The sequence below is a fragment of the Isoptericola sp. NPDC019482 genome, from assembly GCF_040632295.1.
Taxonomy (GTDB): domain Bacteria; phylum Actinomycetota; class Actinomycetes; order Actinomycetales; family Cellulomonadaceae; genus Isoptericola.
In genome coordinates this window covers 1-16,862 of the sequence record NZ_JBEYBQ010000002.1, presented here as the reverse complement: position 1 = coordinate 16,862, position 16,862 = coordinate 1, and the positions used below count along the sequence as shown (strand labels likewise).

The 16,862-nt window shown below is 73.4% G+C and carries 18 protein-coding genes; 9 read left to right on the top strand and 9 right to left on the bottom strand.

Going from position 1 to position 16,862, the window contains the following annotated elements; all coding sequences use genetic code 11:
* Nucleotides 1-3 precede the first annotated feature (3 nt).
* Nucleotides 4-1,467 carry a PLP-dependent aminotransferase family protein gene (locus ABZ493_RS02020; protein ID WP_430580509.1) on the bottom strand — a complete coding sequence of 488 codons (1,464 nt, stop codon included), beginning with the start codon at nt 1,465-1,467 and terminating at the stop codon, nt 4-6.
* A 276-nt stretch (nt 1,468-1,743) separates the two neighbouring features.
* Here ABZ493_RS02020 and ABZ493_RS02015 point away from each other — a divergent pair, with 276 nt between their 5' ends.
* Nucleotides 1,744-2,478: a hypothetical protein gene (locus ABZ493_RS02015; RefSeq protein ID WP_430580508.1), complete on the top strand. Its 735-nt coding sequence runs from the start codon at nt 1,744-1,746 to the stop codon at nt 2,476-2,478.
* A 42-nt stretch (nt 2,479-2,520) separates the two neighbouring features.
* Here the strand turns inward: ABZ493_RS02015 and ABZ493_RS02010 are convergent, their stop codons facing one another.
* The 3 genes from ABZ493_RS02010 to ABZ493_RS02000 are packed head-to-tail and all read right to left on the bottom strand — an operon-like array spanning nt 2,521 to nt 4,671.
* Entirely contained in the window at nt 2,521-2,976 is a 456-nt protein-coding gene (locus ABZ493_RS02010; protein WP_430580507.1) for a GNAT family N-acetyltransferase, read from the bottom strand.
* Between the two features lie 31 nt (nt 2,977-3,007).
* Complete coding sequence (locus ABZ493_RS02005) at nt 3,008-4,021, bottom strand: aldo/keto reductase family protein (protein WP_430580506.1); 1,014 nt, start codon at nt 4,019-4,021, stop codon at nt 3,008-3,010.
* 35 nt (nt 4,022-4,056) lie between these two features.
* On the bottom strand, nt 4,057-4,671 hold the full coding sequence (locus ABZ493_RS02000) for a DUF3043 domain-containing protein (RefSeq protein ID WP_430580505.1): 615 nt from the start codon (nt 4,669-4,671) through the stop codon (nt 4,057-4,059).
* A 96-nt stretch (nt 4,672-4,767) separates the two neighbouring features.
* On the opposite strand from ABZ493_RS02000, the gene ABZ493_RS01995 reads away from it, so the two are divergent.
* Nucleotides 4,768-6,135, top strand: coding sequence for a dipeptidase (locus tag ABZ493_RS01995; protein WP_430580721.1), 1,368 nt, complete (start codon nt 4,768-4,770; stop codon nt 6,133-6,135).
* 13 nt (nt 6,136-6,148) lie between these two features.
* The gene (locus ABZ493_RS01990) at nt 6,149-6,979 is read left to right on the top strand and encodes a hypothetical protein (RefSeq protein WP_430580504.1); all 831 of its coding nucleotides are present in this window, start codon (nt 6,149-6,151) and stop codon (nt 6,977-6,979) included.
* A gap of 34 nt (nt 6,980-7,013) precedes the next feature.
* On the opposite strand, the gene ABZ493_RS01985 is transcribed toward ABZ493_RS01990, so the two are convergent.
* From ABZ493_RS01985 to nadA, 3 genes are all read right to left on the bottom strand, one after another.
* Nucleotides 7,014-7,550 carry an acyl-CoA thioesterase gene (locus ABZ493_RS01985; protein ID WP_430580720.1) on the bottom strand — a complete coding sequence of 179 codons (537 nt, stop codon included), beginning with the start codon at nt 7,548-7,550 and terminating at the stop codon, nt 7,014-7,016.
* A 67-nt stretch (nt 7,551-7,617) separates the two neighbouring features.
* A complete protein-coding gene (locus tag ABZ493_RS01980; protein ID WP_430580503.1) occupies nt 7,618-8,217 on the bottom strand; it encodes a DJ-1/PfpI family protein in 600 nt (199 codons plus the stop codon).
* Nucleotides 8,218-8,282: 65 nt separating this feature from the next.
* Nucleotides 8,283-9,491, bottom strand: coding sequence for a quinolinate synthase NadA (gene nadA / locus ABZ493_RS01975; protein WP_430580719.1), 1,209 nt, complete (start codon nt 9,489-9,491; stop codon nt 8,283-8,285).
* A gap of 135 nt (nt 9,492-9,626) precedes the next feature.
* Here nadA and ABZ493_RS01970 point away from each other — a divergent pair, with 135 nt between their 5' ends.
* Together ABZ493_RS01970 and erpA are read left to right on the top strand one after the other, a co-directional pair.
* The gene (locus tag ABZ493_RS01970) at nt 9,627-10,094 is read left to right on the top strand and encodes a hypothetical protein (RefSeq protein ID WP_430580502.1); all 468 of its coding nucleotides are present in this window, start codon (nt 9,627-9,629) and stop codon (nt 10,092-10,094) included.
* Nucleotides 10,095-10,209: 115 nt separating this feature from the next.
* A complete protein-coding gene (erpA, locus tag ABZ493_RS01965; RefSeq protein ID WP_429764277.1) occupies nt 10,210-10,560 on the top strand; it encodes an iron-sulfur cluster insertion protein ErpA in 351 nt (116 codons plus the stop codon).
* Between the two features lie 100 nt (nt 10,561-10,660).
* Here erpA and ABZ493_RS01960 read toward each other — a convergent pair whose 3' ends face one another.
* On the bottom strand, nt 10,661-10,933 hold the full coding sequence (locus tag ABZ493_RS01960) for a sulfurtransferase TusA family protein (protein WP_430580501.1): 273 nt from the start codon (nt 10,931-10,933) through the stop codon (nt 10,661-10,663).
* Nucleotides 10,930-12,141 (bottom strand): aminotransferase class V-fold PLP-dependent enzyme, encoded by a 1,212-nt coding sequence (locus ABZ493_RS01955; RefSeq protein ID WP_430580500.1) that lies wholly within the window; start codon nt 12,139-12,141, stop codon nt 10,930-10,932. Before ABZ493_RS01955 ends, ABZ493_RS01960 begins: the two co-directional genes overlap by 4 nt.
* A gap of 369 nt (nt 12,142-12,510) precedes the next feature.
* Here ABZ493_RS01955 and coxB point away from each other — a divergent pair, with 369 nt between their 5' ends.
* From coxB to ABZ493_RS01935, 4 genes are all read left to right on the top strand, one after another.
* A complete protein-coding gene (gene coxB / locus ABZ493_RS01950; protein WP_430580499.1) occupies nt 12,511-13,434 on the top strand; it encodes a cytochrome c oxidase subunit II in 924 nt (307 codons plus the stop codon).
* On the top strand, nt 13,434-15,254 hold the full coding sequence (ctaD, locus tag ABZ493_RS01945; protein WP_430580498.1) for a cytochrome c oxidase subunit I: 1,821 nt from the start codon (nt 13,434-13,436) through the stop codon (nt 15,252-15,254). The genes coxB and ctaD overlap by 1 nt, the downstream gene beginning before the upstream one ends.
* Entirely contained in the window at nt 15,251-15,652 is a 402-nt protein-coding gene (locus ABZ493_RS01940) for a cytochrome c oxidase subunit 4 (RefSeq protein WP_430580497.1), read from the top strand. The genes ctaD and ABZ493_RS01940 overlap by 4 nt, the downstream gene beginning before the upstream one ends.
* Nucleotides 15,653-15,841: 189 nt before the next feature.
* Nucleotides 15,842-16,675: an LppX_LprAFG lipoprotein gene (locus tag ABZ493_RS01935; protein ID WP_430580496.1), complete on the top strand. Its 834-nt coding sequence runs from the start codon at nt 15,842-15,844 to the stop codon at nt 16,673-16,675.
* Nucleotides 16,676-16,862: the final 187 nt, after the last annotated feature.

Here is a 16,862-nt window from a genome sequence, read left to right as displayed (position 1 = left end):
CGCTCAGGCGCCCACCTGGCCCCAGGCGCGGGCGAGCCGCGGCACCGCGGCGGCGAGCTGGTCGGGATCGCGCGTGAACGTCAGGCGCACGCGGTCGCGCGACGACCGGTCCGGCGTGAACGCCGGGCCGGGCGTGACCAGGACGCCGTGGCGCACCGCGGCCGCCGCAAGCGCCTGCGCGAGGGGTCGGCCCAGGTCGGCCCAGAGGCACAGCCCGCCGGCCGGCACGGGGACCCGCCAGTCCGGCAGGGCGTCGCGGACCAGGTCGACGAGCAGGTCGCGCCGCGACCGCAGCTCGGCGACGCGGCCGGGCAGGATCGCGTCGGCGCGGCGCAGCAGCTCGACGACGGCGAGCTGCTCGAGCACGGGCGTGGCGATGTCCGCCGACTCCCGCACGCGCGCCAGGCGGCGCACCACCTGGGGGTCGGCGCGCACCCAGCCGACGCGCACCCCGCCCCAGAACGACTTCGACGCCGACCCGATCGTCACGACGTGGGGGGACGTGCCGTCGCCCGCGAACGGCACCGGCACCCGCGACCCCGGCTCGAGGGCCAGGTCGGTGAGGGTCTCGTCGCCCACCACGGTCGTGCCCGTGCGGTCCGCGAGCTCGCGCACGGCGGCACGCGCCTCGGCCGACATCGTGGTGCCGGTCGGGTTGTGGAAGTCCGGCACCAGGTAGACGAGCCGGGGCCGGGTGCGGCGCACGGCGGACGCGAGCGTCTCGACGTCGCCGACGGGGACGCCGACCACCCGGGCGCCGAGGCGGCGGGCCGGCTCGGGCGCGTGGAAGTACGTGGGCGACTCGACGACGGCGGTCTCGCCGCGCCCGACGAACGCCGCGGTGAGCACGGAGATCGCCTGCTGCGCTCCCGTGGTGACGAGGATCTGCTCCGGCGTCGTCGGCACACCGCGCGCGGTGTAGCGGTCGGCGATGGCGGACCGCAGCACCTCGACCCCGAGGTGCGCGTAGCCGCCCGTGGCGAGGTAGCCGGGCAGCACCTCGAGCGCCGCGGTGTACGCGTCGTGCAGTGCGGAGGTGGCCGACGGCGTCGCCTGGGCGAGGTCGACGGGGGCCTCGGACGGCTCGTCGCCGGGCGGGTCGGTGGGCGCGTCGCCCGCCGCGGCGGGGACGCTCCCGCGGGTGGCGCCGGCACCGCGCGGGAGGGTGGTGACGGTGCCTGAGCCGACGCGGCTGGCGAGGAAGCCGAGCTCGCGCAGGCGGGCGTAGGCGCCGGACGTCGTGGTGCGCGAGACCCGCAGGGCCGCCGCGAGCTCGCGCTCGCTGGGCACCCGGGTGAGCGGCGGGAGGCTGCCGGAGAGCACCGCCGCGCGCAGGGCGTCCGCCAGCGCGAGGTAGGCCGGCCCGCCCGCGCGCCAGTCGCCGAGCAGGCGTGCCGTGGCCGCGGGGGAGAGCTGCCGGACGGCGGGCGGCGCGGACGGGGCGGAAGGTGGGGAGACGACGGTCACGGGGCCACTGTCGCCCTATTGGATATGGATTGCAAGGCCATTGGAGCGGAGGGTAGGAGCATGAGCACGACCGCCCGCCCTGTCCGCCGTCCCTCCCGCCGTCTCCGGCGCCCTCCGCTCCGCCGGCCGGCCGTGCGCGGCCCGCGATCGGGCGCGCCCCGGGCCTCGTCCGCCGTGGCGCCCACGCCCCCGCGGGCCGCCGCGCCCGACGCCGCGGTGTCGGACGCCGCCGTGTCGGCTGGCGTGTCCGCCGTCGCGCCCGGAAGTGCTCCGGCGATGACCTGGGGCCCCGTCCGCCGCGCGACGCAGCTCCTCCTCGGGCTGCTGGCCTTCACGTGGTCGATGGCGATGATGCTGCACGCCGGGCAGGGCGGCATGCCCTGGGACGTGCTGCACCAGGGACTGGTGCGCAGCACGGGCCTGGGGTTCGGCGCCGTCGTCGCGCTGACGTCCGTGCTCGTGCTGCTCGCCTGGGTGCCGCTGCGGCAGCGGCCGGGGATCGGCACCGTCGCGAACGTCGTCGTCATCAGCCTCGCGATCGGGCCGTGCCTCGCGGCGGTGGCCTGGCTCGTGCCCGACCCGGGCCCGGTCACCCGCGTGGCGCTCGCCCTCGGCGGCATCGTGCTCAACGGCGTGGCGACGGCCGCCTACATCGGGGTGCGGCTCGGCCCGGGCCCGCGCGACGGGCTCATGACCGGCCTCGTGCAGCGCACGGGCCGGTCCGTGCGGCTGGTGCGGACCGTCATCGAGGTCGTCGTCGTGCTGGCCGGGATCCTGCTCGGCGGGACGTTCGGCTGGGCGACCGTGGCCTTCGCGCTCGGCGTCGGGCCCGTGGTGCAGGCGACCGTGCGATGGCGCTGGCTCGTGCCCACGGGCCTCACCGGTGGCGCGCCCGCCGCCCCTGCCGCCGCTGCGGCGGAGCACCGACCCACGGACGCCGACGTCGCGCGGCGCGGCCGCGAGATCGCCCGCGCGCTCGACGTCGTCGCCCGGGAGCACGGCGACCGCTGACCGACCTGCCTCCCAGCAAACGATCCGTCGCGCCGCGACCCGTCATGGCGCGACGGATCGCTTGCTGGAAGGCAGGTCGCGGCGGTAGAAGGTGGCGGAGGCGTCGTAGCCGAGGGCCTCGTAGAAGACACCCGCGCGCCGGCTCGCCAGGGAGACGTAGGCCGCCCCGCGCGCCGTCGCCCACCGCTCGGCGTGGTCCATCAGCGCGGCGCCGAGCCCGCGACGGCGGTGCGCCGGGTCGACCATGACCTCCTCCACCCAGCAGACCGGGCCGTTCGCGAGGAACGTCAGGTGCGTGCCGGCGAGGAGATAGCCGAGCGGCACGTCGTCCGGCGGCTCCGTGACGACGACGAGCAGGGTGTCGTCCCGGGCGAGGAGCGCGACGAGCGTGTCGTCGAACGCGTCCCGACGGGGCCGGAAGCTGGTCGCGAAGTCGCGCGCGAGCGGCCACAGGGCCTCGGCGTCGGCGGCGCGGGCGGGCCGGGTCGGGGAGGTCATGTCGGCCGCTCAGGGTGACCGGCGAGGCCCGTCAGGCCACGCGGGTCTTCGGCGCGTTCTCGGCGGTCTTCGCCGGGTCGCGCTCGACGACGCCGCCGAGGACCTCGTCGATCCGGGCCATGAGCTCGGCCGGGATCGTCACGCCGGAGGCCTTGACGTTCTCCGCGACCTGCTCGGGCCGGGACGCGCCGACGAGGGCCGCCGCGACGTTGTCGTTCTGCAGCACCCACGCGACGGCGAGCTGCGCCATCGACAGGCCCAGCTCGTCGGCGACGGGCCGCAGGTTCTGCACGCGGGTGAGCACGTCGTCGTCGAGGAACCGCTGAATGCTCCGCGCCCCGCCCTTCTCGTCGGTCGCACGCGACCCGGCGGGCAGCGGCTGTCCGGGCACGTACTTCCCGGACAGCACCCCCTGCGCCATCGGCGACCACACGATCTGCGACAGGCCGCACTCCTGCGAGGCCGGCACGACCTCGTCCTCGATGACCCGCCACAGCATGGAGTACTGCGGCTGGGAGGAGATGAGCTGGAAGCCGAGATCCTTCGCCAGCGCCGCGCCGGCGCGGATCTGGTCCGCCGTCCACTCGGAGACGCCGACGTACAGCGCCTTGCCCTGGCGGACGATGTCGGCGAACGCCTGCATCGTCTCCTCGAGCGGCGTCTCGGTGTCGTAGCGATGCGCCTGGTACAGGTCGACGTAGTCCGTGCCGAGCCGCTTCAGGGAGCCGTTGATCGACTCCATGACGTGCTTGCGCGACAGGCCCGTGTCGTTGGGGCCGCCCGGGCCCGTCGGCCAGTACACCTTGGTGAAGATCTCGAGCGACTCGCGACGCTGCCCCGCGAGGGCGTCGCCGAGCACCTGCTCGGCCTTCGTGTTGGCGTAGACGTCCGCGGTGTCGAACGTCGTGATGCCCGCGTCGAGGGCCGCGTGGACGCACTGCGTCGCGACGTCGTTCTCCACCTGCGAGCCGTGGGTGAGCCAGTTGCCGTAGGTGATCTCGGAGATCTTCAGACCGCTGTTGCCGAGGTACCGGTAGTTGACCATGCGCCCAGCCTAGGCATGACCGCAGGTCGGGGAGGTCACTCCGGCCAGACGCCGTGCTTCTTCGACGACGGCTTGGGCAGGCGCGACCGGCGGATCTGGAACGCGCGCATGACGGCGTACATCATCGTGCCCTTGGGGACCTCGCCGAACTTGGCCCGCAGCCGCTTCCGGAGCCCGCGCCACAGCAGGAAGGCGTCCGCGATGGTGAACAGCACGACGGCGTACAGGAGCACCAGCACGAGCCCCGCCAGCGTCACGTTGCTCATGACGAAGAAGTTCAGGACGATGAACACGAACGCGACCGGCAGGAAGAACTCGCCGAGGTTCCAGCGCGCGTCCACGTAGTCGCGCACGTAGCGCTTGAGCGGCCCCTTGTCGCGCGGCGGCAGGTGGCGCTCGTCGCCGGTCTGCATCGCCTTGTACTCGAGGTTGCGCTGCTCGCGCGCCTTCTCCCGCGCCACCTTGGTCGCCGCCTTGCGGTCGTTCGGCACCAGGGGGCGCTTGTTCGCGGCCTCGGACACGCTGCGCTTGGGCGTCGGGCGGCCCTTGCCGGAGGGCGTGCCGGCCTGCTCGATCTCGGCGGCCGCGTCGACGGGGTCGGTGGAGTCGGGGGACGACGGCGTCGCGTCGGGCTTGTTGCGGGAGAACACGCTCCCAGGGTAGTCGAGCGCGCGGGTAGCGTGAGCCGCGTGACCGACACCCACGCCACCTCCTCGAACGCCCCTGCCTCCGACGACGCCACTACCCTGCGCGCGCACGTCGAGCGGCAGTTCCCCGCCCTGCAGGCCGACCTCGAGCGCCTCGTGCGCATCCCGAGCGTCTCCGCCGCGGCCTTCGACCAGGCGCACGTCGCGGCGAGCGCCGAGGCCGTGGCCGCTCTGCTGGGCGACGCCGGGCTGCCCGACGTGCGGATCCTGCGGTCGGACCGGCCCGACGGGACGCCCGGTGCGCCCGCCGTCGTCGCCCGCCGCCCCGCGCCTGCCGGCGCCCCGACCGTGCTGCTGTACGCGCACCACGACGTCCAGCCGCCCGGCGACGCCGCGGCGTGGGCGACCGACCCGTTCGAGCCGGTCCAGGTGGGCGAGCGCCTGTACGGGCGCGGCGCCGCGGACGACAAGGCCGGCCTGGTCGCGCACGTCGGCGCCCTGCGCGCCCTCGCCGCACTCGCGCAGGAGACGGGCGCCGACGTGCCCGTCGGGATCACGGTCTTCGTGGAGGGGGAGGAGGAGTCGGGCTCCCCGAGCTTCCGGCAGTTCCTCGCCGACCACCGCGAGCTGCTCGCCGCGGACGTCATCGTCGTCGCCGACTCGACCAACTGGAAGGTCGGCGTGCCGGCCCTCACCACGTCGCTGCGGGGCCTCGTCGACGGCGTCGTCGAGGTCGAGGTGCTGGGGCACGCGGTGCACTCGGGCATGTTCGGCGGTCCGGTGCTCGACGCGAACACCCTGCTGGCCCGGCTGATCGCCACGCTGCACGACGACGCGGGCAACGTCGCGGTGCCCGGCCTGGTGAGCGCGCCCGAGCCGGAGGTCGACTACGACCAGGCCGCGTTCCGCGCCGACTCGTCGGTGCTCGACGGCGTGACCCTGGCGGGCGAGGGCACCATCGCCGGCCGGCTGTGGACCAAGCCGGCCCTCTCGGTGATCGGCATCGACGCCACGAGCGTCGCCCACGCGTCCAACACGATCGCGCCCCGCGCTGCGGCGAAGCTGTCGCTGCGCATCCCGCCGGGGCAGGAGCCGCAGGCGGCGGAGGACGCGCTGCGCGCGCACCTCGAGGCGCACGCCCCGTTCGGGGCGCGGGTCACGTGGCGGCCGGGCGAGCAGGGGCGGGCGTTCCACGCGGCGGACGACACCGCGGCGATGCGGGCGGCGCGCTCCGCGTTCGCGGCGGCCTGGGGCACGGACCCGGTGGACGTGGGCGTCGGCGGCTCCATCCCGTTCATCGCCGACCTGCTCGAGTTCTTCCCCGATGCCGCCGTGCTCGTCACGGGCGTCGAGGACCCGGACTCCCGCGCGCACGGCGCCGACGAGTCGGTGCACCTGGGCGAGCTCCGCAAGGTGGTCCTCGCCGAGGCGCTCCTGCTGCGCCGGGTCGCGGACCTCGAGGGCTGAGGGGACCGACGGGATGGCCGGGGACGACGTGACGGGCGCGGGTTCCGAGGACGGCTTCGAGCGCGCGGTCGCCCGGGCGGTCATGGTGCCGCTGCTGCCCTGCGGGGGCGACGAGGCCGACCTCGACGAGCTGGTCGCCTTCTGGACGACGCTCGGGCTCGAGGTCACCTACCGGCAGCGCCGGCCCAACCCGATCGTGGCCTTCGGCCGCGGCGCGCTCCAGCTGCAGTACTACGGGATGCCCGGCTGGGACCCGGAGCAGAGCCACTCGACGTGCGTCGTGGCCGTCCCCGACACCGCGCCGGTCTACGAGGCGTTCGCCGTCGGTCTGCGCACGCTGTTCGGGCGGCTGCCCCTGGCGGGGGCGCCGCGGGTGACCCGGCCGCGGAAGCGGGCGAACAACGCGGGTCTCAGCGGGTTCAGCCTGGTCGACCCGGCGGGCAACTGGGTGCGGGTCACCCGGCTGCCCGACACGCCGGTCGTCGCGGGCGAGGGCGGCACGACCACCTGGACGGCAGGAGGCGGCGGACCGCTGGCGCGAGCGCTGGAGAACGCCGTCGTCGTGGGGGACTCGCACGGCGACGTCGCCCAGGCCCGCAAGGTCCTGGGAGGCGCCGTCCGCCGCGCCCGGACGGCCGACGCGGCCCCGCCCGCCGGCGAGCTCGCGCCCGCGCTCGCCTACCTCGCCGAGCTGGCCGTGCGGGCCGGGGACGACGCCGCGGCGCGCGAGCTCGTCGCCGAGCTCGAGGCACTCGCGGCGGCGGCCGGCGGCGGCGCCGAGGGGGACGCCGTCCGGAGCGCGCTGAGCGAGGCGCGGGCGCTCGGCGACGTCGACCCCGGCTGACGGACGGCCCGCTGCGACACCGTCACGGGACCGGTCAGGCCGCCGAGCGGTCCCGGTGCGCGACGTCGACCGCCGTCGCCCAGGCGGCGACGTCGTCGGGCAGCGCGGGGCTCTGCGACGGGGCCTCGGGCCCCATGAGCGCGACGACGTCCGGCGCGGAGATGCGGGAGCTCCCCGGGCCGAGGAAGCGGCCGGCCACGAGACCGCGGCCGTAGAGCTGCCCACGGCAGGTGAAGACCTGCTCGATGTAGATCACGCGCTCGTCCCAGCCCAGCACGCGCGTGGCGATCTCGAACCGGTCGCCCAGCTTCAGGGAGCGCTTGTACGTCATCGTCGACGCGGCGACCACCGGGTACCACTTGCGGTCGCCGATCTTGGCGAAGCCGTCGAGGTCGGCGATGAAGTTCGACCGCGCCACGTCCATCATCTGCAGGTACGAGCCGTTGTTCACGTGCAGGTACAGGTCGAGGTCGCCGGGGTGCACGCGCATGCGGGTCACGGACGGGTCGAGCAGGCTCTGACCGGGTACCGGCTTGCGGGGGCGCAGGGACGCCCAGGTGAGCTGGATCATTCGAGTCACCCGCGCAGGCTATATCGGCGACCGCCGGTATCAGGTACCGGTGACCGTCGTGCGTGCGTCAGACCGGGGGAGCCGGGTCGTACTGGATCCCGCGCCGCACGGCGCGGGCGGCCTCCGGCGACTCCAGCCGCGCCACCAGGTGCAGGGCCATGTCGATCCCTGCCGAGACCCCGGCCGCCGTCACGACGTCCCCGTCGTCGACGAACCGGGCCTCCGTGTCCACGACGACGCTCGGGTCGATCTCGGCGAGCTCGTCGTAGTGGTCACGGTGCGTGGTCGCCGGCCGTCCGGCCAGCAGCCCCGCGGCCGCGAGCACCAGCGCGCCGGTGCACACGCTCGCGAGGACCGGGGTCTGCAGGCGTACCTGCCGCAGCCACTCGAGGTGGGCGGGGTCGGCGACCATCGCGCGCGTGCCCCAGCCGCCCGGGTACACCAGCACGTGCAGCGGGCCCACGTCGTCGGCGGAGTGCGCGGGCACGAGCCGCAGCCCCTTCGCCAGGCGCACCCCGTCACCGTCGCGCGAGAAGGTGCTCACGTGCGGCTTGAGGGCGGAGTGCTCCGCCCAGGCGGACAGCACCTCGAACGGCCCGACGACGTCGAGCTCCTCCGCGTCGTCGAACACGAAGATCCCGATGTGAAGACCGCCGTCGGTGCTCATGCCTACTCCCGCGTCGTCGGGGCCGCCGTGGCCCGCTGTGGCCCGCTGTGGCCCCGGTCGGCCCGTCAGATCCCGGGCAGCGCCAGCATCTGGTCGAGCGCCACGCGCGCCCAGTGCGCGTCGTCGGCGTCGACCACGATCCGGTTGACCATGCGTCCCTCGACCAGCGACTCCATCGCCCACACGAGGTGCGGCAGGTCGATGCGGTTCATGGTCGAGCAGAAGCACACGGTCGAGTCCAGGTAGTGCACCTGCTTGTCCGGGTGCGCCTTGGCGAGGCGGCGCACCAGGTTGAGCTCGGTGCCGATCGCCCAGGCGCTGCCGGGCTCGGCGGCGTCCAGGGCCTTGATGATGAACTCGGTGGAACCCACCTGGTCCGCCGCGGTGATCACCTCGTGCTTGCACTCGGGGTGGGCCATCACCGTCACCCCGGGCACCTTCGCGCGGACGTCCTCGACGTTGCGCGCGGAGAACCGCCCGTGCACCGAGCAGTGCCCGCGCCACAGGATCATGCGCGCGTCGCGCAGCTGCTGCTCGGTGAGGCCGCCCAGCGGCTTGCGCGGGTCGTAGACGACGCAGTCGTCCAGGCTCAGGCCGAGCTGCAGGACGGCGGTGTTGCGGCCCAGGTGCTGGTCCGGCAGGAACAGCACCTTGCCGGTGCCCTCCACGCCGCCGACGCGGTCGAACGCCCAGCGCAGCGCGACCTGCGCGTTCGACGACGTGCACACGGTGCCGCCGTGGCGGCCCGTGAAGGCCTTGATCGCCGCGGAGGAGTTCATGTAGGTCACGGGCACGGTGTCGTCGGCGATCCCGACGTCCTGCAGCACCGCCCACGCCTCCTCGACCTGGCCGATCTCGGCCATGTCCGCCATGGAGCAGCCCGCGGCCAGGTCGGGCAGCACCACCTGCTGCGCGTCCGACGTGAGGATGTCCGCGCTCTCGGCCATGAAGTGCACGCCGCAGAACAGGACGAACTCCGCCTCGGGGCGGGCGGCGGCCTCCCGCGCCAGCTTGAACGAGTCGCCGGTGACGTCGGCGAAGTCGATGACCTCGTCGCGCTGGTAGTGGTGGCCGAGGACGAACGCACGCTCGCCGAGCGCGGCGCGCGCGGCGCGGGCCCGCTCCACCAGGTCCGGGTCCGACGGCGACGGCAGCGCCCCCGTGCACTCGACGCCTCGCTCGGAGGCGAGGTCGCGGCCCTGGCCGAGGAGCAGCAGCGCGGAGGGTGCGGGCTCGGCGAAGCCGGTCGTGCTGCCGGCCGAGGTGCCCGCGATGTCGTTCAGCAGGGTGGTCACCGGCCCATGTTTTCACAGCGGCGGCGCGCGGCGCGCCGTGCGTCCGCACCCACGGCTCGCGCGCGCGACGGCGGGCGTTCGCCGCCCGCCGCCGGGCTGTGCCACGATCACGGGATGCAGGTGCTGCTCTGCGTCGGCGAGGACGCCGCCCCACTGGCCCGCGCGCTCGCGACGGCGTGGCGGGAGGCCGCGCCGTCGTGCGACGTGACCACCGTCGTCCTGCCCGAACCGGCGCCGCCCGGCGAGGCGCCCGCGGGCGTGTTCGTGCCGCTCGCGGCGCTCGGGCTGGCGACCGTCGCGGGACCGGAGGAGGGTCCGCTGGCGGCACCGGTCGCGGCGTCCGACCTCGTGGTCGTGCACGTGCCCGCGCTGGACGGCACGACCCTGCGCGAGGGGCACGTCCCCGCCGCCGTGGCGGCCGCCGCCCCGCACGCCGTGCCGGTCGTGGTGCTGGCCGGGCGCAGCGAGGTCTCGCGTCGTGAGTGGTCGGGCGCCGGCGTGAGCGGCGTGCACGAGACCGGGGCCGACGTCCTCGCCGCGACCGGGCGGGTGGCGCGGACCTGGGCGCCGTCCTGGGCGTGAGCCTCGCGACCCGCACGACGTCCGTCGCGCCGCACCTGTGAGCCGCGTCATCGCGCTCCCGGAATTCGCGCGTAGGATCGGGAACAGCCGTACCGGTCCGCCTGTTGGAGGAAGCATGACCGACACCACCGAGATCGCCACGCACGCCGTGGACCTGTCCGACGTCGCCGCCGACAAGGTTCGCAGCCTGCTCGAGCAGGAGGGCCGCGACGACCTCCGTCTGCGGGTGGCCGTCCAGCCCGGCGGCTGTTCCGGCCTGATCTACCAGCTGTACTTCGACGAGCGTCTCCTCGACGGCGACGCGCTGCGCGACTTCGACGGCGTCGAGGTCGTCGTCGACCGCATGAGCGTGCCCTACCTCGAGGGCGCGAAGATCGACTTCGCGGACACCATCGAGAAGCAGGGCTTCACGATCGACAACCCGAACGCCGGCAGCTCCTGCGCCTGCGGCGGTTCCTTCAGCTGAACCGCTGAGCGACTTCGACGGCCCGGCCGCCCCACCACGGGGCGGCCGGGCCGTCGTCGTTCCGGGCGGTCGCGGTCGGTGCCGGTCGGGGCAGGAACCGTCAGGTCGTGGCCCCGAGCCGCACGGTGATCGACCACGTGGTCGCGCCGTCGTCGTCCCTCGTCGTCCCGGCCTCGCCGACGGTCGCGTGCCCGCGCATCCGCGCCCACGCGGGCACGTCGTGGCGGGCGGCCGGGTCGGTCGACAGGACGGTCACGACGGTCCCGGCGGGCAGGCCGCGGGCGGCCGCGGCCAGCCGGATCACCGGCAGCGGGCAGCGCAGGCCGCGGGCGTCGACCACCACGGCGTCGGCGCCGGCGTCGTGCGCGCTCACAGCCCTGCCACCCCGAGCACGTCCCGCACGCGCCGCACGGCGCCCGGCAGCACCGCGAGGAAGCGGTCGACGTCCGCCTCGGTGGTCGAGCGGTCGAGGGCGACCCGCACGTTGCCGTGCGTGAGCACCCCCATCGCCGCGAGCACGTGCGACGGCTCCAGGGTGCTCGCGGTGCAGGCCGAGCCGGAGCCGACGGCGAAGCCGGCCCGGTCCAGCTCCGTCACCAGGGCCTCGCCGTCCACGTACAGGCAGGAGAAGGTCACGACGTGGGGGAGGCGGTCGTCCGGGGCGCCCACCACCTCGACGTCGGGGATCGCGGCGGCCGCGGCCCGCACGCGGTCGGCCAGGCGGCGCCGACGGACGTCCTCGGCGGCGCGGTCGGACGTCGTCGCCTGCAGGGCCACGGCGGCGGCGAAGGCGGCGGGCACGCTGACCCCGCCGGGCGCCCACGGGTCCGCGTCCTCCGGCTCCGGCGGGACGGCCCGGACGCGCTGGCGCACGGCGAGCACCCCCACCCCGGCGGGCCCGCCCCAGTCGGCGGGGTGCGCGGCGAGGAGGTCCCAGGCGGCGGGGACGACGTCGTGACCCAGCGACGCGCCCGCGTCCACGAGGAGCGGCACCCCCGCGGCCCGGGCGGCGTCGTGCGCGGCCTCGAGCGGCTGCCGCGTGCCCACCTCGCCGTTGGCGTGCTGCAGCGCGGCCAGCGCGACGCCGGGGCGCGCGACGCGGTCCGCGAAGGTGTCCGCGTCGACGCGGCCGCGGCGGTCGACGTCGACCACGACGCGCTCGCCGCCCTGAGCCCGTGCGGCGGCCGTCGCCGCGTGCAGCACCGCCGCGCGCTCGGTGCCGCCCACGACGACGTCGCCGCCGGCGCGGCGCCGGGCCTGTGCCGTGCCCCGCAGGCCGTCGCGGAGCGCGCCGGCGTGGCTGGGGGTGAACCGCACCTCCTCGGTGCGCGCGCCCAGGACGGCGGCGACCGCCTCCCGTGCGCCGTCGAGGAGCCGGGCCGCCCGGCGTCCCTCCGTGTGCAGCCGGTGCGGGTCGGCCCAGCCGTCGTCGAGCGCCTGCAGGAGGGCCTGCCTGGCCAGCGGGTGCAGCGGGGCGCCGCCACCGTTGTCCAGGTGCACCCGCGAGCCGGACGCCGAGGGCGGTGCCGGGGGTGGCGCGGCGGGGGAGTGGTTCCCGGTCGGGTCGGTGGTGTCGGTCACAGGCGTGCTCCGTGGGGCTGACGTGCGTCCCGGCACCGCGTCGGGGTGCGCCGGGCGGGCGCGGGAGGGGCGTCCGGGGCACGATCGTGCCATCTTCGGGGCGTCGAGGTCCGGTCGGCCGGGGTCCGGGACGGCCCGGAGGATCTGACACTCCGGAGGATCGATCTGACACTCTCCTGGGGTCTGTGTGCAAGAAGGAGTTGTGGACGTCCCGTGCGGAAAGAGTCACGCCCCGAGGGGGCTTTTGCGGCGTCGAACCTGCTCCGGGCGCGCTAGGCTGCACTTCATCGAGGACGAAGGTCCTGTCCGCGTGCCTGTTGCCCAGAGGGGCCGTGGCGGTCGGGCAGGACGTGACGTGAAAGGCCTCCCTTGCACTCGAAGAGCCCCACCCGCACCCGGCGGGTCATCCTGCGCGCGACGGCGATCGCCGGCGCCGTCGCCGTGTTGGCCTCCGGTTGTGCCAGCGACTCCGTCAAGCGCGGATACCTGCCCGGCTACGCCGACGGGGAGGTGACCAACCAGACCGAGCGAATCACCAACCTCTGGGTCGGCTCCTGGATCGCGGCGCTGATCGTCGGTGTGATCACGTGGGGCCTCATGCTGTGGTGCGTCGCGGCCTACCGCAAGCGCCGGGACGACCACCAGCTCCCGATCCAGACGCGCTACCACATGCCGCTCGAGATCATGTACACGGCCGTGCCGACGATCATGATCCTCGTCCTGTTCTTCTACACGGACCGCGACATGTCGGCCGTGCAGGACACCACCGCTCAGCCGGACGTGGAGATCCAGGTCATCGGCAAGCAGTGGAGCTGGGACTTCAACTACCTGACGGACGACGTGTACGACTCCGGGCAGCACCTGCTCGACGTCGGTGGCCAGACGGTCGACGACGAGGTGGACGGCGCCCCCGGCACGTCCAAGGACGTCCCGACGCTCTACCTGCCGGTCGACAAGACGGTCGAGTTCACGCTGGACTCCCGCGACGTCATCCACTCGTTCTGGATCCCGGCCTTCCTGTACAAGCAGGACATGATCCCGGGCCGCACCAACACCTTCCAGGTCACACCGACCCGTGAGGGCACGTACGCCGGCAAGTGCGCCGAGCTCTGCGGTGAGTTCCACTCCGGGATGCTCTTCAACGTCAAGGTCGTGCCGGAGGCGGAGTACGAGGCCCACATGGCCGAGCTCGAGGCCGCGGGCCAGACGGGCGAGCTCGGGCTCGACCTGAACCGCCAGCAGCACGACGCGAACTTCCCGCAGGAAGACACCCTCCCGGAGGTCGAGAACTGATGGCGGCCACGACTGCCCCCGCGCACGACGTCGAGGTCATCCCCGGTCTCGCGCCGAAGCGCCAGAACCTCGGTCGCACCGTGGTCAAGTGGATCACCTCCACCGACCACAAGACGATCGGCTACCTGTACCTCATCACGTCGTTCATCTGGTTCGCCGTGGGAGGCATCCTCGCCCTGCTGATCCGCGCCGAGCTGTTCATGCCCGGCCTGCAGGTGGTGCAGAGCAAGGAGCAGTACAACCAGCTCTTCACGATGCACGGCACGATCATGCTGCTGCTGTTCGCGACACCGCTCTTCGCGGGCTTCGCGAACGTGATCATGCCGCTGCAGATCGGTGCGCCCGACGTCGCGTTCCCGCGGCTCAACATGTTCGCGTACTGGCTGTTCCTCTTCGGCGGCCTCATCGCGGCGGCGGGCTTCTTCACCCCGCAGGGTGCGGCGTCGTTCGGCTGGTTCGCGTACGCACCGTTGTCGAACACGACGTTCAGTCCAGGGCTAGGCGGAGACCTCTGGGTGTTCGGCCTCGCGCTGGCGGGCTTCGGCACCATCCTCGGTGCCGTCAACTTCATCACCACGATCATCACGATGCGCGCGCCGGGCATGACCATGTTCCGGATGCCGATCTTCACGTGGAACACGCTCGTCACGAGCCTGCTCGTGCTGATGGCCTTCCCGCCGCTGGCCTCCGCGCTCTTCGCGCTGGGCGCCGACCGTCGCCTCGGGGCTCAGGTCTTCAACCCCGAGAACGGCGGGGCGATCCTCTGGCAGCACCTCTTCTGGTTCTTCGGCCACCCCGAGGTGTACATCATCGCGCTGCCGTTCTTCGGCATCGTGTCGGAGATCTTCCCGGTCTTCAGCCGCAAGCCGATCTTCGGCTACAAGGGCCTGATCTACGCGACGATCGCGATCGCGGCGCTGTCCGTGACGGTGTGGGCCCACCACATGTACGTCACCGGCGCGGTGCTCCTGCCGTTCTTCGCCTTCATGACGATGCTGATCGCCATCCCGACCGGCGTGAAGTTCTTCAACTGGATCGGCACGATGTGGCGCGGGAAGCTCACGTTCGAGACACCGATGCTGTGGTCGATCGGCTTCCTCGTGACCTTCCTCTTCGGCGGCCTGACCGGCATCATCCTGTCGAGCCCCGCGCTGGACTTCCACCTGTCCGACTCGTACTTCGTGGTGGCGCACTTCCACTACGTGGTCTTCGGCACCGTCGTGTTCGCGATGTTCGCCGGCTTCTACTTCTGGTGGCCGAAGTTCACGGGGCGGATGCTCAACGAGCGCCTCGGCAAGGTCCACTTCTGGCTGCTGTTCATCGGCTTCCACATGACCTTCCTCATCCAGCACTGGCTGGGTGTCGAAGGCATGGCGCGCCGCTACGCGGACTACATGCCGGAGGAGGGCTTCACCTGGGAGAACCAGGTGTCGACCATCGGCGCGTTCATCCTGGCGGCGTCGACCCTGCCGTTCCTGTGGAACGTCTACACGACCTGGCGCAACGCGCCGAAGGTCACCGTCGACGACCCGTGGGGCTACGGCCGCTCGCTCGAGTGGGCCACCAGCTGCCCGCCGCCGCGACACAACTTCACGTCGCTGCCGCGCATCCGCTCGGAGTCGCCGGCGTTCGACCTGCACCACCCGGAGGTCGCGGCGATGGAGCAGGCGCCGGGCCACGGGCCTCTGGTCCAGGTCTACGGTGACCCCGACCGTCGCGGGCACCAGCAGCTCGTCGAGGAGCGGCGCGACAGCGCGCAGTCCGACGCGGCACAGTCGAGCACGACGGTCATCGAGGACGAGGGGGAGAACCGCAAGTGAAGATCGAGATCAAGCTCTTCCTGTTTCTCGCACCGTTCTTCGTCGTGGTCGGCGTGATCTACGGCCTCGTCACGCAGTTCCAGGAGCCGGTCGGCTACCTCGGCATCCCGCTGGTGGGTGCGCTGATGGCCATGGTGGGTGCCTACCTCGCGCTCACCGCGCGCCGCATCGACCTCCGCCCGGAGGACGACGAGGAAGGCGAGATCGAGCAGGGCGCCGGTGACCAGGGCGTGTACTCGCCGTGGAGCTGGTGGCCGCTGGTCATCGCCGGCGCGGCGGCGGTCGCGTTCCTCGGGCTGGCCGTGGGCTGGTGGGTGCTCTACATCGGCTTCATCCTCGGCGTCATCGGCCTGGTCGGCTGGGTGTTCGAGTTCAGCCGCGGGCAGCACGCCCACTGAGGCTTCTGCTCCTGGGAAGGGCCCCGCACGCGAGTCGCGTGCGGGGCCCTTCGCCGTTCCCCGGGAGCCCCGGGGCGGACGACGCGGGACACGGATCGACAACGATCCGCGAAGGCGCGGTCCGACCCGTTCACCGTGCGACGGTCCCGTGATGCAATGAAACTTCACGATTCCCTGAGAAGGAGCACCATGCGCGTCCCCCAGAAGACCGTGGCCCTGGCATCGGCGGGCCTGGTCGCCCTCTCCCTGGCCGCCTGCGGGAGCGAGGGGCCCGCGGCGCCCGCCGTCGGCGAGCAGGCCGCCGACGAGCCGGCGGCGAAGATCTCGACGGTCTCGACCATGACGGACCTGGCCGGGCAGATGCAGGCCGCGCAGGAAGAGGCGTCGAGCGCTCACATGGAGCTGACGTACTCGGGCGAGCTCGCCGAGTCGGCGGGGATGACCGAGAGCACCACGACGGCCGACGTGGCCTACGGCCCGACGTTCGACGAGACGACCATGCAGATGTCCATGGCGGTCATGGGCATGGACATGGACATCGTGCTGCTCGACGGCACGATCTACCTGTCCATGGGGGAGATGACCCAGGGCAAGTACCTGTCGATGACCGCCGACGACATGGCGGAGGACCCGGCCCTCGCAGGCACGATCGACTCGATGGAGTCCATGGACACCGCCTCGCAGGCAGAGGCGATGGCGGACGCCGTCACGTCGTTCGAGCACACCGGCACCGAGACCGTGGACGGCGTCGAGACCCAGGTCTACACGGCCACGATCGACCCGTCCAAGGTCAAGGACGGAACAGCAGGCATCGACGCGTCGACCGCTGACCAGCTCGGCGAGATCTCCACGGTCTACAAGGTGGACCCGCGGGGCCTGCCCCTGGAGGCCGACATCACGATGGAGGTCGAGGGCCAGGAGATGGTCGTCGAGTCCACGTTCAGCAAGTGGGGCGAGCCGGTCGACGTCACGGCGCCCTCCGCGGACGACGTGATCCCCTACTCGGAGTTTGGCCAGGGCTGACCTGCCACGCAGCCTGACAGAACACCGGGGCCCCGCACGCAGCGCGTGCGGGGCCCCGGTGCGTGCTGAGGGAGGCCCGGAGCGGGCCGCACCGGATGCTCCTATGGATCGTCAAGGGGCGGGGTAGGTGCTGCCGGTGGTTTGGGTCGGGGTTCTTAGGACGTGGTAGATCTCGCGGGCGATGAGT